At 71.7% G+C, this 13,983-nt stretch carries 15 protein-coding genes; 3 read left to right on the top strand and 12 right to left on the bottom strand.

Translation table 11 applies throughout. The features are described 5' to 3' along the window. Positions 1–34: 34 nt before the first annotated feature. The 3 genes from ABN273_RS50035 to ABN273_RS50025 all read right to left on the bottom strand — a co-directional run bounded on the left by ABN273_RS50035 (position 35) and on the right by ABN273_RS50025 (position 1,617). Positions 35–346, bottom strand: a complete 312-nt coding sequence (locus ABN273_RS50035) for a hypothetical protein (protein WP_349456737.1) — start codon at positions 344–346, stop codon at positions 35–37. Between the two features lie 11 nt (positions 347–357). Continuing rightward, positions 358–660 (bottom strand): hypothetical protein, encoded by a 303-nt coding sequence (locus ABN273_RS50030; protein ID WP_349456736.1) that lies wholly within the window; start codon positions 658–660, stop codon positions 358–360. 147 nt (positions 661–807) lie between these two features. Next, positions 808–1,617, bottom strand: a complete 810-nt coding sequence (locus tag ABN273_RS50025) for a hypothetical protein (protein WP_349456735.1) — start codon at positions 1,615–1,617, stop codon at positions 808–810. Between the two features lie 131 nt (positions 1,618–1,748). On the opposite strand from ABN273_RS50025, the gene ABN273_RS50020 reads away from it, so the two are divergent. Further along, complete coding sequence (locus ABN273_RS50020) at positions 1,749–2,159, top strand: hypothetical protein (protein ID WP_349456734.1); 411 nt, start codon at positions 1,749–1,751, stop codon at positions 2,157–2,159. Positions 2,160–2,845: 686 nt separating this feature from the next. On the opposite strand, the gene ABN273_RS50015 is transcribed toward ABN273_RS50020, so the two are convergent. After that, on the bottom strand, positions 2,846–3,193 hold the full coding sequence (locus tag ABN273_RS50015; RefSeq protein WP_349456733.1) for a site-specific integrase: 348 nt from the start codon (positions 3,191–3,193) through the stop codon (positions 2,846–2,848). A 414-nt stretch (positions 3,194–3,607) separates the two neighbouring features. On the opposite strand from ABN273_RS50015, the gene ABN273_RS50010 reads away from it, so the two are divergent. After that, on the top strand, positions 3,608–5,470 hold the full coding sequence (locus ABN273_RS50010; RefSeq protein ID WP_349456732.1) for a WD40 repeat domain-containing serine/threonine protein kinase: 1,863 nt from the start codon (positions 3,608–3,610) through the stop codon (positions 5,468–5,470). Between the two features lie 352 nt (positions 5,471–5,822). Here the strand turns inward: ABN273_RS50010 and menC are convergent, their stop codons facing one another. From menC to ABN273_RS49995, 3 genes are all read right to left on the bottom strand, one after another. Further along, the gene (gene menC / locus ABN273_RS50005) at positions 5,823–6,923 is read right to left on the bottom strand and encodes an o-succinylbenzoate synthase (protein WP_349456730.1); all 1,101 of its coding nucleotides are present in this window, start codon (positions 6,921–6,923) and stop codon (positions 5,823–5,825) included. Further along, the gene (locus ABN273_RS50000) at positions 6,920–7,573 is read right to left on the bottom strand and encodes a GNAT family N-acetyltransferase (RefSeq protein ID WP_349456729.1); all 654 of its coding nucleotides are present in this window, start codon (positions 7,571–7,573) and stop codon (positions 6,920–6,922) included. Before ABN273_RS50000 ends, menC begins: the two co-directional genes overlap by 4 nt. 96 nt (positions 7,574–7,669) lie before the next feature. After that, on the bottom strand, positions 7,670–8,221 hold the full coding sequence (locus tag ABN273_RS49995) for an acyclic terpene utilization AtuA family protein (protein WP_349456728.1): 552 nt from the start codon (positions 8,219–8,221) through the stop codon (positions 7,670–7,672). Between the two features lie 62 nt (positions 8,222–8,283). Here ABN273_RS49995 and ABN273_RS49990 point away from each other — a divergent pair, with 62 nt between their 5' ends. Next, complete coding sequence (locus ABN273_RS49990) at positions 8,284–9,345, top strand: hypothetical protein (protein ID WP_349456726.1); 1,062 nt, start codon at positions 8,284–8,286, stop codon at positions 9,343–9,345. A 7-nt stretch (positions 9,346–9,352) separates the two neighbouring features. On the opposite strand, the gene ABN273_RS49985 is transcribed toward ABN273_RS49990, so the two are convergent. From ABN273_RS49985 to ABN273_RS49965, 5 genes are read right to left on the bottom strand one after another with little or no spacing between them, the layout of a single operon-like run. Continuing rightward, positions 9,353–10,357: a M24 family metallopeptidase gene (locus tag ABN273_RS49985; protein ID WP_349456725.1), complete on the bottom strand. Its 1,005-nt coding sequence runs from the start codon at positions 10,355–10,357 to the stop codon at positions 9,353–9,355. After that, positions 10,354–11,262, bottom strand: coding sequence for an ABC transporter ATP-binding protein (locus ABN273_RS49980; RefSeq protein ID WP_349456724.1), 909 nt, complete (start codon positions 11,260–11,262; stop codon positions 10,354–10,356). Before ABN273_RS49980 ends, ABN273_RS49985 begins: the two co-directional genes overlap by 4 nt. After that, on the bottom strand, positions 11,259–12,035 hold the full coding sequence (locus tag ABN273_RS49975) for an ABC transporter ATP-binding protein (RefSeq protein ID WP_349456723.1): 777 nt from the start codon (positions 12,033–12,035) through the stop codon (positions 11,259–11,261). Before ABN273_RS49975 ends, ABN273_RS49980 begins: the two co-directional genes overlap by 4 nt. Then, positions 12,032–12,910 carry an ABC transporter permease gene (locus tag ABN273_RS49970; RefSeq protein ID WP_349456721.1) on the bottom strand — a complete coding sequence of 293 codons (879 nt, stop codon included), beginning with the start codon at positions 12,908–12,910 and terminating at the stop codon, positions 12,032–12,034. The genes ABN273_RS49975 and ABN273_RS49970 overlap by 4 nt, the downstream gene beginning before the upstream one ends. Further along, the gene (locus ABN273_RS49965) at positions 12,907–13,983 is read right to left on the bottom strand and encodes an ABC transporter permease (RefSeq protein WP_349456719.1); all 1,077 of its coding nucleotides are present in this window, start codon (positions 13,981–13,983) and stop codon (positions 12,907–12,909) included. Before ABN273_RS49965 ends, ABN273_RS49970 begins: the two co-directional genes overlap by 4 nt.

The raw sequence follows: 13,983 nt of genomic DNA, 5'->3' as shown, positions 1-13,983 counted from the left end.
GGAAGTTCCGCGAGGCGCCGCGCAGATCGCACTCCTACATCTTCTCGCGCGTCATCCTGATCTGCTCCAGCACGCTGGGCCGTACCTTGCGCTCTTCGAGCTTGTGCTGCAGCTCCTCCAGTTCCCGCCGTGCCTGGTCGGAGTTGTCCGCCGCGGCGAGCATGTCGGCCCGCTTGCTCACCAGGTTGTGGTAGGCGAGGTTGAGCCGTCGCTCGTCGCTGTTCCTGTAGTAGTCCAGCGCCGAGTTCGTGAGCTCGACCGCGAGCTGCGGCTGCGCGTCGCTCACCCGCTTGAACGTCCCCTGCTCGTAGTCGGTGATGCGGTTGAACGCCCGCCCGCTCGCCACGGGATCTTGATCTACGCGTGAGTCAGCGGATGAGTGCCCTTCCAGAACCGCACCTCGCCGATGATCGTCACGTTGCACCTGGTCCAGGTGACCTGCGGTGCGTCGATGATCCACGACTCGCGGTACCTGCGCCACGTGATGGGCGGCCGGTCCGGCAGGTGGATCGAGAAGACGTCGTAGAAGTCGCCGCTGAGGCGGTAGGTGGCCGGCGAGTTGACGCCGCGCGGATCGATGTCCACGCGGCAGTCCAGGCAGCTGGTCCGGTTGGCGCCCTGGAAGCCCTGGTACCTCCCGCTGACGGGCCCGAGCCGCACGCAGTGCCACGGGGGCAGCTCCGGCAGCGCCTGCTCCTGCTCGGCGTCGACGGTGCCGCTTCGGATGCCGGCGCGTACGCGGTCATCGGGTCGGGCATGCTCTGCCCGTACTGCGGCTCATCTGATGAGATCGACATGGAACCGTTCCTAAGGACTGAGCATGAGTTGCACATGCTCGGCCGAAGGCTCCGAACGGTGTTGAGCGTTCTGGTCGCCCGCGTTCGTGCCGCGTCCGGGCGGCACGGATCGTGTCCGTGGTCCGGGTACGTGGGGGCGGGGTCCCTCACGCCCGCAGGTTTGCGTTCCGGCCTGGACGGTCCGATGCCCCTGCCCATCACTCTGGTGGGCAGGGGGCGGTGCCGTCCGACGCCGGATCGCATGCCCTTGGGCGCGTCTGCCGATCGCCACGGCGGCTGCCTCGTGGCGCGTGGTCGTACGAGTCTTTGTGGTGAGGGGCTTTTGCCAGTGCCGGGCGCCCCACTTGGAGGTGTACGCCGGGTCGGCGGCGATGATCGTGATCCCGGTGGCGTCGGCCATCGAGATGAGCCGGGCCCGCAGCTTGCTCGTGGGCATGCCGGAGATGAGCTGGCGGAAGCGTTTGCGGCGGCCGTGCTTCTCCCGGGTCTTCTCGGTCTGGAAGTCGAGGTCTTCGATGGCGATGGCCTTCACTCCGTAGGTGCGTGCCCAGTGCAGCAGCCGGGTCAGGGCGTGGCGGACCTGGGCGTCACGGTGCTCGGCGGTGCCGGACAGGTCGTAGGTGAAGCGGCGGGGGTTGCCGATCGGGTTGCCGTGCACGTCCAGATGCCAGGCGGCCAGGTGGTCGGCGTTGGTGTCCACGCCGACCACCCCGGCGGCGAGCGCGGCCGCCATGGGGATGGCCGGGGCCGGTGGGATCTGCCAGGAGGCGGTGATGTACCAGCGTCCCCGTTGCACGTCCAGGTGGATGCGGTAGGCCACGGCCCGGTTGGCCTCGATCCGATCGCCCCATTCGGTGCCCCGGTGGGCGAAACGAATTCGGGCAGCGAGGACGTAGCGGCCGTGCGGCGCGTTCGCCAGGTGCGCCAGCGGGGCGGGCAGCTTGATCGACCTTGCCCGTCGGGGGTGATGCGGATGGTCTCGTTGCCGTACCGTTTACCGGACTCGCCGTCGGCGGTCAGGAACCAGCGTGCGGCTTCCCACCGCTGCCGCCACTCGTCCTGGGTGAGTCCTGCGGCGTCCAGATGGTGGCGGGCGCGGGCGAGCCGTTTGCCGCCGCGCACCGCGCGGACCCGCCCGTCCTGCTGGTCGGCCCGCAGACGCGCCAGCCGGTCCTGCAGGAGGTGCAGGCGGCGGGACTTGGCGAACCATTCCAACTGGGAGCGGTAGCCACCCGGAGCCTTGCGGGTCCCCTTCTTCCCGACGGGCAGGGACAGGCGGCGTGTGATCGTGGCGATGGCGGCCTCAAGGTCGCGGATGTGGTCGGCCTGGCAGCGGCGGGCCAGCGCCCACTGATCATGTGACGCTTTGGTGATAGCTCCCGCCCAGCGCGCCGACGACAACGCCGTCAGCTCACGCTTGCGGGCCGCCCAGGCGTCGGCGGAGTGACCAAGCCCGTCAGCGCACCTGGTTTTCAGGTCGGCCGAGGCCAGCGCGCCCAGATGCGCGCCGACCACGCGCAACACCTCGTCATCTGCGGCGGTGAGGTGCTTGAGCCTGCCGCGGACAGCGACACCGGACGGGCCGGGCACCACGAAGGCAGGGGCAATCGGACGCAACTCAGCCATGCTCGCCGACCTCCGCCGCGATGCCGGCGCGGTCGGTGGTCGACCGATATGCACGGGCGGTTCGCGCCTGTGGATCGCGGTCGAACGGGCACGCGGGCATGACTGACACTCACCCTTCCCGGGTTTCACGTTGCGTGGCCGTAACGATACCAAGAGTTGACCCTGCCGGGCAGAACATGTGCACGAGAGTGCCGCCGGATGCGCAACATAGCTCCACAGGCCGAGCCGGAATCCGAGCAAAGTGCGCACCGGCGTGACAGCAGCATGCGGGAGGAGCGCTATCCGCTGCGCGCCACATGCCGTCGAGTCCGCACGCTGGCGATGACGTACCAGAGTCACATCATGCACGGTCATGCACACTCAAACACCAACAGTTCCGAACCCCTCCCACCCCGGCGCCTTCGCCGGGCTGCGCGGCGCGGTCAGCCGAAGCCGAATTCCGTGCCTTCTGCTGAGACGACGTGGGACAGCGCGGAACCGTCAACCGAGACGGCGATCTGCCGCCGGCCGCCGACGTGCACGTCGAGGCGCGTACGGGTGTGGCGGCGGCCGGTCAGCCGGTGGAAGCTTTCGATCCGATCCAGCACGTTCTTGACGGTGCGGACCTGTGCTCCGGCCAAGGCCCGGACCTGAGGCGCGGGGAGCCGCAGCGGGTCGACCTTCTTGGTCGGGTCGCCGCCGCGGATCAGCCCGGCGGGGGCGTGCATGATGATCCAGGAGAACAGCGCCGACAGATGGGCGAGGTGATTGTTGACCGTGGTGGGCGCCATCGCAGCTGTGGCGCCGTCGCGGCCGAGGTTGCCTTGGGCGGCCAGATGGTCGCGCCATGCGGCGACTTCGCGGGGGGGGTGACGGACGAGATGCGGTCGTGGCCGTGGGCGGCGGTGAACCATGCGGTGAATCGGCTGAGGTGCCTGGCGATCTTGCCGGTCACCTCCTCGGAGCGGACGCCCCGAACCGCCAGGTCGAGGTAGCGCTGCGTCCAGACGGTGAGGCTGTCATCGGCTTCGGCCGATCCTCGGTCAAGATCGATTATCTTTCGTGAAGTGTTTTTGCGGCGATCCTGGTCACCTGGAACCGGTATGAGGGCGCTCATGTGGTCAATTGACTTACGGAAGGGCTGTTTCCTGAAAAGATCTCGGATGGACAGACACGTGTGTTCTTCTGAATAGGGGCGTGCGCCGATGGATCCGCTGCAGCCGGGTGACCCGCGCCAGGTCGGCCCGTACCGGCTGACCGGGCGGCTGGGCGCGGGCGGGATGGGCCAGGTGTTCTTGGGGGTTTCCCCCGGCGGCCGGAAGGTCGCGGTGAAGGTGATCCGGGCCGAGCACGCTTCCAGTCCGCAGTTTCGGGCGCGGTTCGCCCGGGAGGTGCAGGCCGCGCAACGGGTGGGCGGGTTTCATACCGCGCCGGTAGTCGATGCCGACCCCGATGCCGAATCGCCGTGGCTGGTGACCGCGTTCATCCCCGGCCCATCCCTGCACCAGGAGGTCAGCGAGCACGGCCCGCTGGAGCTGGGTGCGGTGCGCGGGCTGGGGGCAGGGCTGGCCGAGGGACTGGCCGCGATCCACGCCTGCGGAGTGGTGCACCGGGATCTGAAACCAGGCAATGTGATCATGGCCGAGGATGGGCCGCGGATCATCGACTTCGGCATCGCCCGCCCGGCCGACGCCAGCTCCCTGACCTCGACCGGCGTGGTCATCGGCACGTTCGCCTACATGTCCCCCGAACAAGTGCACGGCGAGCGGACCGGGCCGGCCAGCGACGTGTTCTCACTCGGATGTGTGCTGATCTTCGCCGCCACCGGGCAGGGGCCGTTCGACGCCGCGACCATTCCCGCGATCGTGCACCGCATCATCAGCGAGGAGCCCCGCCTGGGCGGCATCACCGGCGACCTCCGCGACCTGGCCGGCGCGTGCCTGGCCAAAACCCCCACCGACCGTCCCGGAGTTGAGGAAATCCTCACCCGGCTCGCGACCCGAGCCGACCCGACCGCCAAGGCGCCGGCGACGAAGGCGCAGACGACGCCACCGGCCGGTCAGCCGGCCACCGCAGGTAGGCCGACCACACTCCAGCCAGCCCGGCCGCCGCATCATCAGCCTGGGCCGCCGGCGCGGACAGCCACCCCCACCCGGCCACTGGCCGATGACGGCGGCGCCGGGCCGGTCGACCCGGCGCAGACACCAGCACCCACGCCCACCACGTTCCCGCGACGCGCCCTCATCCTTGGCGCGCTCGGCACAGCCGGCCTCGCCGCCATTTCTTACCCGATCATCCGTGTGCTCGAACCCGACAATCCTCCCACCGCCACCCTCACCGGCCACACCCGTAGCGTCGTCTCGGTGGCGTTCAGCCCGGACGGCCGCACCCTGGCGAGCGGCAGCGTCGACGAGACGGTGCGGCTGTGGGACGTGGCGACCGGACGTAGCACCGCCACCCTCACCGGCCACGAAAGCTCCACCAAGGTGGCGTTCAGCCCCGACGGCCGCACCCTGGCCAGCGGCGGCGACGATATGCGGCTGTGGGACGTGGCGACCCGACGCAATACCGCCACCCTCAACGTTCCCCTTGATACCGCCAACCCCCACAGCATCTACTCGGTGGCGTTCAGCCCCGACGGCAAGACCGTGGCTAGCGGCAGCTCCGACGCGACCGTGCGGCTGTGGGATGTGGCGACCGGACGCAACACCGCCACCCTCACCGGCCACAAAGACGGCGTCTTCTCGGTGGCGTTCGGCCCGGACGGCCACATCCTGGCCAGCGGCGGCCTCGCCACCGTGCGGCTGTGGGATGTGGCGACCGGACGTAGCACCGCCACCCTCACCGGCCACGAAAGCGCCACCGCGGTGGCGTTCAGCCCCGACGGCCGCACCCTGGCCAACGGCGGCGACGGGATGGTGCGGCTGTGGGACGTGGCGACCCGACGCAGCACTGCCACCCTCACCGGCGCCGATGACTTCGTCAACTCGGTGGCGTTCAGCCCGGACGGCCGCACCCTGGCCGGCGGTAGTACCGACATGACCGTGCGGCTTTGGAAGATCCCCTGATCTGTCTTCATCGTCTGGCGCAGAGGGTTACGCCGAGTTACGGCTTTCGGTGGATCGCCAGGTGTTCCAGAGAGGACTTGATGCGCACCATGGCTCGAAGCAGAAAGCGTGCTTGCTCGCTGAACTGTCACAACCAACACAGACCGCCTAGTCCGGAATGTGGTGTGACTCCCACCTTTTTCGTGTCATCGGACACGAACAAGCTTGATTGGCGAGGCTGATGCCCACGGCGAGAGATCGCAACGGAGCCTAGCACAAGAAAAGGACGGCAAGCCCGGAGAACCCGCTGGTGCCCGACGGCTCCCGTACCTGCACATGGGCGCCCTCGCGACCCCCGAGACGGGACCACGGTTCAGAGGGTGATCCACTCCGTGCTGGTGGTCACCTCGGCCAGCACGTCGGGGATCGGCTCCACGCCGAGGCCCGGCCCCGTGGGCACCTCCAGGTGGCCGTCGGCCAGCTCGAACGGCTCGGTGACGTCGGTCGCGTAGTAGCGCCGCGACGCCGAGGTGTCGCCGGGCAGGGTGAAGCCGGGCAGGGCGGCCAGCGCGACGTTCGCGGCCCGGCCGAGGCCGGTCTCCAGCATGCCGCCGCACCACACCGCCACCCCGTTGGCCCGGCACAGGTCGTGGATGCGCCTGGCCTCGAGGTAGCCGCCGACCCGGCCGGGTTTGATGTTGACGATGGAGCAGGAGCCGAGCGCGATGGCGGCGGCGGCGTGCTCGGCCGACTCGATGGACTCGTCCAGGCAGATCGGCGTCCTGAGCTGCCTGGCCAGCTTGGCGTGCTGGACGAGGTCGTCGTTGGCGAGGGGCTGCTCGATCAGCAGCAGGTCGAACGCGTCGAGGCGGGCCAGGCGGCGGGCGTCGGTCAGGGAGTAGGCGGCGTTCGCGTCGACCTGGAGGAGCAGGTCGTCGCCGAACCTCTCGCGTACGGCGCGGACCGGCTCGATGTCCCAGCCGGGCTCGATCTTGAGCTTGATGCGGACGTACCCCTCGTCCAGGTAACCCGCCACGGCGTCCAGCAGCTGCGGGACCGAGTCCATGATGCCGACCGACACCCCGCACGGCACGCGGGTGCGGGCCGCGCCAAGGAAGCGGCCGAACGACTCGCCCGCCGCCCTGAGCTGCGCGTCCAGCACGGCCGTCTCCAGCGCCGCCTTGGCCATGCGGTGGCCCTTGACCGGCTCGAGCGCGCGGCCGACGTCGTGCACGTCCAGGGTCTTCGGCAGCGCGGGCAGCAGGAAGCGGCGGATCACCTCGACCGCGCCGTCGGTGTATTCGGCGGAGTAGAGCGGCTCGGCCATCGTCACGCACTCGCCCCATCCCTCGGCGTCCGGCGTCACCACCCTGACCAGCAGGACGTCGCGGGCCGTCTCGGTGCCGAACGACGTGCGGAACGGCGCCACCAGCGGCATCGCGAGCCGCCGCAGCTCTACTCCGGTGATCTTCACACTCTCTCCACAACGTAGTAGTTCTTCCCGGCGAACCCCGTGACCGCGCGGCCCTCGGCCATCAGGCCACCCAGCACGTCGCGTACGGCGTGCCGCCACGCCTTGGCCGTTCCCGGGTCCGCGATCCGCAACCCTTCGATGTCCGCCGGCACGGCCACCAGCACCGTGTCGGCGTCCGCCGGACCGGGCACCGGCCGCCCGTCCTCGTCGGCGAGCGCGACCACCGCGCCGTCCGGCACCGGCGCCTGGTACGGCTCCCGCCGCACCAGCGCCTCCACGTGCGGGGCCGACAGCGGCCAGACGGCGAGCAGGCGGTCGGACTCGTCGCCCTGGTTGATCGCGTCGCTCATGACCCCGTAGCAGCAGGGCAGGTACTCACCCGGGCGGGCGCCCAGCTTGGTCAGGTTGAAGTGGGCGTTGCGGCGCACCAGCGGGTCGTAGGTCCACGTGACCCGTTCCAGGCCGCGCGCCAGGGCCCAGCGGCGCTGGTGCAGCTTGAGCTCGAACCCGATGCCGCGCCCCGCCGCCGTGCCGGTGACGTGGGAGTGCAGCGCGTCGTCCGCCGCGAGGAACCCGACCGAGCCGCCGACGAGCCGGTCGCCGTCGAAGGCGCCCGCCACGTAGCCGCCCGCGTGCGAGATCGCGACCAACCTGCCGCTCCTCCTCCTGCCGGACGACCGCCGGACGACCGCCGGACGTTCACTCGCGACAGTATGCGACCGCGCGGCGCCGGCGGCCTCCGGGGCCTAACGAGCCGTGATGAGCAGCCTGCTGGGCGCCTCCTGGCTGAGGCGGACCGACTCCAGGGGGACCGTGACCTCCGGGGTGCGATAGCGGCCGCCGGAGAAGCGGGCGACCAGGCGCGCGAGCACGGCCGTCGCCGTCACGTCGCCGTCGAGCGAGCCGCGGCCGTCGCGGGAGAGCTCGACCGCGCACGGCCCCGGCTGCGCGGCCAGGACCAGGCCCGCGACGGTCGCCCCGGCCAGCGCGCCCGGGTCGCTCCTGGTCCAGCCGTAGTGCCACATGCCCGCCGCCACCACCGGCGCGGCGGGGCAGCAGCCCGCCGCGGTGGCCACCACGTCCGCGCCCTGCGACAGGGCCGCGGCGATCTCCTCCGCGCAGGTCGCCACCTGGGCGCCGACGCTCAGCCCGGGGAACTCCGGCACCGGGCCGCCAACGCCGTAGATGAGCTTGATGCCCGTTTCGAGAGGACCGGGGCCGCCGTCGTGCCACCCGCAGGCCACGACGTCGGGCGACCGGGCAGACCTGGCAGACCTCCACGTGCCGATGCGCAGCATGTTTCGTTGACTACCCTTTGCCGTGAACCATCACACACTGTCACAGGTTTAAAGTTGCGCGAGTGGAAGATGAGATCTCGCGCGTGCTCGGCGGCGTCGACGTGGTCGTCGAGCCGCTCACGCACAACCCCAAGAACGCGGTCACGGGCGGCGTCTGGCGGGTGCGCAGGGGTTCGCGGTCGGCGGTGCTCAAGGTGCTGACCCGGCGGAAGGAGGGAGGCGAGGGCTGGGGGCACTCCGACGACCCGCGCCACTGGAACTACTGGCGCAGGGAGGCCGACGTCTACGCCGGCGGCCTGCCGGGGCTGTGGGCAGGCTCGGGGCTGACCGCGCCGAAGCTGCTGGAGCTCGTCGAACGGGACGACGGCGACCTGGCATTGTGGACCGAGGACGTGGCGGGACGGCCCGGCACCGCCTGGGACGTCGAGCGCCACACGCTCTTCGGCCACCAGCTCGGCCTGGCCCAGGGGGCGGCGGGCGAGGTGGAGCGGCCGTGGCTGAGCCGGTCGTTCCTGCGCGACTACCTGGGTTCGAAGCCGGTCCCGTACGAGCTGCTGGAGGACGACGCGCTCTGGCGGCACCCCCTGGTCAGCGAGAACTTCCCGCCCGGCCTGCGCGCAGAGCTGGTGCGGCTGCACCGGGACCGGGAGGAGTTCCTGGCCGTGCTGGAGTCGCTGCCGAGAGCGCTGTGCCACCTCGACGTGTGGCCGAGCAACGTGATCGACCGGGACGGGGAGAGCGTGCTGGTGGACTGGGCGTTCGCGGGCGACGGCGCGCTGGGTGAGGACGTCGGCAACCACATCCCGGACAGCGTGTTCGACCTCTTCCTGCCCGCCGACCTGCTGCCCGGCCTGGACGCGGCCGTGTACGGGGCCTACGTGCGGGGGCTGCGCGAGTCGGGGTGGCGGGGGGACGAGCGGCTGGTGCGGCTGGCGGTGTGCGCCTCGGCGGTCAAGTACGACTTCCTGGCGCCCATGATGCTGGCCGGAGTGGGGCACGCGCAGCTCGACTACGGTGGCGCCAGGCCCGTGGACGCGGCCCGGCGCTACAGGGAGCGGGGCAAGGCGCTGATGTTCCTGATGGGCTGGGCGGACGAGGCCCGCAGGCTGGCCGAATCCCTTTGACGCAGGGCTACCGCTCCAGCACGTGCAACGTGTGCGGGTACGTGCCCAGCGGGACCGGGCCCTCGTCCGTGCAGACCACCACGTCCGCCACCCGGGCCCCGAACAGGTCGGGCAGGTAAATGGCAGGTTCCAGGCAGAACGTCATTTCCGGCGCGAAGACGGCGTCCTCGCCGGGCCACGGCCCCTCGTCGTGGCCCAGCCCGACGCCCCGGCCCACGTGCGCCGCCGCGAAGCGCCCGTACCCGCTGCCGTCGATCACCTCGCCGACGGCCCTGGCCACCTCCCCGACCGCACCGCCGGACCGTACGGCGGCCAGCCCGGCCCGGTGCGCCGCCAGCACCACCGAGTACATGGCCTCGAAGTCCTCCGGCGGCTCCGCCACTGCGAACACCCTGGCCACCTCGGCGCAGTAGCCGTCCCACCGCCCGCACACCGACACCGCCAGCGCGTCCCCCGGGTTGATCACGCGCTCCCCGGGCACGTGCGCGGGCCTGGCCGAGTGCTCGCCGGCCGCCACCCGCAGCGACAGCAGCTCCTCGCACCCCGACTCGGCCAGCAGCACGCGCAGCCGGTGCGCCATCGCCCGCTCGGTCGCCCCGAACCAGGCCAGCTCCCGCGCCTGCCCCAGCACCCCTTCGGCCGCCGCCACCGCACGCCGGACGGCCTCGATCTCGTACGGCTCCTTGCGCAGCCGCAGCGGCCACAGCACGGAGGACGCGGGCACGAGCTCGGCCTCGATCGTCAGCCCGAACAGCTCACGCACCCGCATCTCCGGATCCACCCCGACCCGCCGCGCCCCCTCGGGCAGCACCCCGGCCGGATCGGCGGTCTCGGCGACGACGTGCCGCGTCACCACGAGGTACGCGCCCTCCCCGCCCCCGAGGAAGCGGAAGTCCGGCGAGGCGCGCAACACCAGCGCATCCACCCCGGCCTCGTCCATGGCCGCCCGCACCGCCGCCACCCGCGCCGCAACCTGCTGCGGCGCGGGTGCGTCGTGCGGCGCGGGCGTCACTTCGGCTCGTGCAGCCAGCAGGCGACCGGCCCGAACTCCGGCTCCTTCTCGCGGCACACATCCATCACGAACGGGCAGCGCGGGCTGAACCTGCACCCTCCCGGCGGATTCGCCGGATCCGGCACGTCGCCGGGCAGCTCCGCGGGCAGCACGCCCATCCCGTCCGGCTTGGGGATGGCCTGCAGCAGGGCCTTCGTGTACGGGTGCCGCGGGTCGGCCCACACTTCGGCCGTGTCGCCCACCTCGACGATCTTGCCGAGGTACATGACGGCGATCCGGTCGGCGATCAGCCGCACCACGGACAGGTCGTGGCTGATGAACAGCAGTCCCGCGCCCGAGTCCACGGCCAGGTCCCGCATCAGCCTGGCCACCTGCGACTGGGCCGAGGCGTCCAGTGCCGAGATGGGTTCGTCCCCGATCAGCAGCCGCGGCCGCGCGGCCAGGGCGCGGGCGATGGCGATGCGCTGCCGCTGCCCGCCGGAGAACTCGTGCGGATGCCGTCCGGCGAAGTCCCGCGGCAGGCCGACACGTTCCAGCAGGTCGGCGGGTGAGGTGGCGGTGTCGTTCGAGGTGCGCAGCCCGTCGGCGATCTGGTCGCCGACCCGCCGCCGCGGGTTGAGCGAGGCGTACGGATCCTGGAACACCATCTGGATGCCGGTCAGCTTCCTGCGGCGCAGGCCGAGCGGCGTGACCGGCTGCCCGTCGAACGCGATCGAGCCGGCGGTGATGGGGTTCAGCCCGCAGACGGCGCGGGCCAGCGTCGACTTGCCGCACCCGGACTCGCCGACCAGGCCGACGACCTCGCCCGGGTTGACCGCGAGGCTGGCCCCCGCCACGGCCCGCACGGCGGGACGGCCGGGGGAGCGGTGCTCGACGACCAGGTCGTCGATGGTCAGCAGGGTCATCGTGCCTCCGCGTCGGGAAGGGAGTCCAGCAGGGAGCGGGTGTAGGCGTGCTCGGGTTCGCGCAGCACGCGCCCGCGCGGACCCGACTCCACGACCAGCCCGTCCTTCATCACGCTCACCTCGTCCGCCACCGCCGACATCACCCCCAGGTCGTGCGTGACCAGCAGCACGGCCAGCCCCAGCTCGTCGCAGAGCCCGCGCAGCAGCCGCAGCACGCCCGCCTGCACGGTGACGTCCAGCGCGGTGGTCGGCTCGTCGGCGATCAGCACCTTGGGGGAGCAGGCCAGCGCGATGGCGATGGCGATGCGCTGCCGCATCCCGCCGGAGAACTGGTGCGGATAGCGTCCGTACGCCTCCTCGGCCCCCGGGATCCGCACCTTGCCCAGCAGCTCCACCGCCCTGGCCCGCGCCTCGGCCTTGCCCAGGCCGAGGTGGTGCCGCATGTGCTCGGTGAGCTGCTTGCCGATCGTCAGCATCGGGTGCAGGCTCGTCGCGGGGTCCTGGAAGACCATGGCGACCTCGCCGCCGCGCACCCGGTTCAGCTCCTTGGGCGGCAGCGCGAGCAGGTCACGCTCGCCGAGCCGTACCGAACCCGAGACGCGGGCGCCGTGCGGCAGCAGGCCGAGCACGGCCAGCCCCGTCATGGTCTTGCCCGAGCCGCTCTCCCCGGCCAGCCCGTGCACCCGGCCCGGCTCCAGCGCGAGATCGACGCCGCGCAGGATCTCCTTGCCGCCGATCGTCACCTTCAGCCCGGTGATGTCGAGCGTCGTCATAGGGCACGCTCCTTGATCGCGCGGGCGGTTCGGGGATCGAGCGCGTCGCGCAGCGTGTCGCCCAGGAAGTTGAAGGCCAGCACCACGGTCAGGATCGCCAGCCCCGGGAACGTCGCCACCCACCAGCTGTCGAACACCTCGACCCCCGAGGCCACCATCGCCCCCCACTCGGGGGACGGCGGCTTGGCCCCGAGGCCCAGGAACGACAGGCCCGACAGCAGCAGCAGGGCGGTGCCGATGTCCAGGGTGGCCAGGACGAGGACGGGGCCGGTCACGTTCGGCAGCACGTCCACCCGCAGCGACCGCCACACCGAGAAGCCCAGCAGCCGGCCGCTCAGCACGAACTCCCGCTCCCGCACGCCCAGCACCAGCCCGCGCGTGACCCGCGCGTAGGCGGGCCAGGCCACCACCAGAACGGCCAGCACGGCGTTGGTGAGGCTGGCGCCGAGCGCCGCGGCCACCACCATGGCCAGGATCACGGTCGGGAACGCGAACACCAGGTCCGCCACCCGCATGATCGTCTCGTCGACCCACCTGCCGAAGTAGCCGGCGCACGCGCCGAGCAGCCCGCCGATCAGCACCGACAGCGCGACCAGCAGCAACGTCAGCGGGATCGACACCCGCGCCCCGTACATGACGCGGCTGAGGATGTCGCGGCCGAGCTGGTCGGTGCCGAACCAGTGCCCGGGTCCCGGCGGCGCGAGCCGCGGCAGGTCCTGGGCGAGGGGGTCGTGCGGCGCCAGCGCGGGGGCGGCCAGCGCGACGAGCAGCCAGACCACCGCCAGCACGGCGCCGACCACGGCCAGCGGCTGCCGCCACGCCTCGGGCAGCCGCGAAAGCAGGCCCCTGCGGGCCAGGGGGTCCCGCCGTCTCATTGCAGCCTCACTCGGGGATCGATGACGCCGTACAGGACGTCCACGATCAGGTTGATGACCAGGTAGACGACGCCGACGACCAGGCCGACGCCCATGACGGCGGGCAGGTCGAGGGTGGTGGCGCTCTTGTACGCGTACTGGCCGACGCCGGGCCAGGCGAAGATCGCCTCGACCAGCACGGTGCCGGACAGCAGGCTGCCGAACGCCAGGCCCGCCACGGTGATGACGGGCACCAGGGCCGAGCGCAGCACGTACCGGAACAGGATCGTCCGGCCCGGCAGCCCCTTGGCCCTGGCGGCGCGCACGTAGTCCTGCCCCAGCACCTCCAGCACCGCCGAGCGCGTGAAGCGGGTGAGCAGGCCGATCGTGTAGAGCGCCAGCACCAGCGCGGGCGTCACGAGGTGCCCGACCGCGGAGGAGAACACGTCCCACCGGCCCGCCAGCAGCGCGTCCACCGTCTGCAGGCCGGTCACGGCCGGGACCGCGCCGTTGAGCGCCGCGTCCACCCGGCCGCTGCCCGGGGTGAGCTGCAGCCGGTAGAAGAACACGTAGAACGCCACCAGCGCCAGCCAGAAGGTCGGGACGGAGATGCCGATGAGGCTCAGCACGCGCAGCGCGTGGTCCGACAGCCGGTCCCGGCGCAGCGCGGCGATCACCCCGAACGCCACGCCCAGCACCAGCGACACCAGGATCGCCGCCCCGGCCAACTCCAGCGTCGCCGGGACGAACTCGGCCAGGTCCTCGCTGACCGGCCGGTGACTCTGCTGGCTGGTGCCCAGGTCGCCGTGGGTCAGGCCCTGGAGGTGGAGCAGGTACTGCTGCCAGAGCGGCTTGTCCAGGCCGTGCTCGGCCCGCCACTGCGCCACGATCGCCGGATCGCCCAGCGCCCGCTGGCCGAGGTTCGCGGCCACGGGGTCGCCGGGGACCAGGTTCGTCAGGACGAACGTGACGAGCGTGATGCCCCAGGCCATCAGGACCGCGAGCAGGATGCGCCGGATCAGGAAGCGGACGAGCGGATGCGCCGCCCGCCGCCCCGCTCGGGACGGGGGCGGCGCGCCCGGGATGTCGGACAC

It is taken from the genome of Nonomuraea sp. B19D2 (assembly GCF_040137845.1).
In the GTDB taxonomy this organism is placed as follows: Bacteria; Actinomycetota; Actinomycetes; order Streptosporangiales; family Streptosporangiaceae; genus Nonomuraea.
Note: the sequence above shows the minus strand (reverse complement) of the source record. Positions and strands in the feature narration are given on the sequence as shown.

Bases quoted from the DNA above. Each gene is read 5' to 3' on its own strand.
- ABN273_RS50015 (WP_349456733.1), bottom strand. From the start codon at position 3,193: ATGGCGCCCACCACGGTCAACAATCACCTCGCCCATCTGTCGGCGCTG.
- ABN273_RS49980 (WP_349456724.1), bottom strand. From the start codon at position 11,262: ATGACCCTGCTGACCATCGACGACCTGGTCGTCGAGCACCGCTCCCCC.
- ABN273_RS49995 (WP_349456728.1), bottom strand. From the start codon at position 8,221: ATGCTGCGCATCGGCACGTGGAGGTCTGCCAGGTCTGCCCGGTCGCCC.
- ABN273_RS50010 (WP_349456732.1), top strand. From the start codon at position 3,608: ATGGATCCGCTGCAGCCGGGTGACCCGCGCCAGGTCGGCCCGTACCGG.
- ABN273_RS49970 (WP_349456721.1), bottom strand. From the start codon at position 12,910: ATGAGACGGCGGGACCCCCTGGCCCGCAGGGGCCTGCTTTCGCGGCTG.
- ABN273_RS49975 (WP_349456723.1), bottom strand. From the start codon at position 12,035: ATGACGACGCTCGACATCACCGGGCTGAAGGTGACGATCGGCGGCAAG.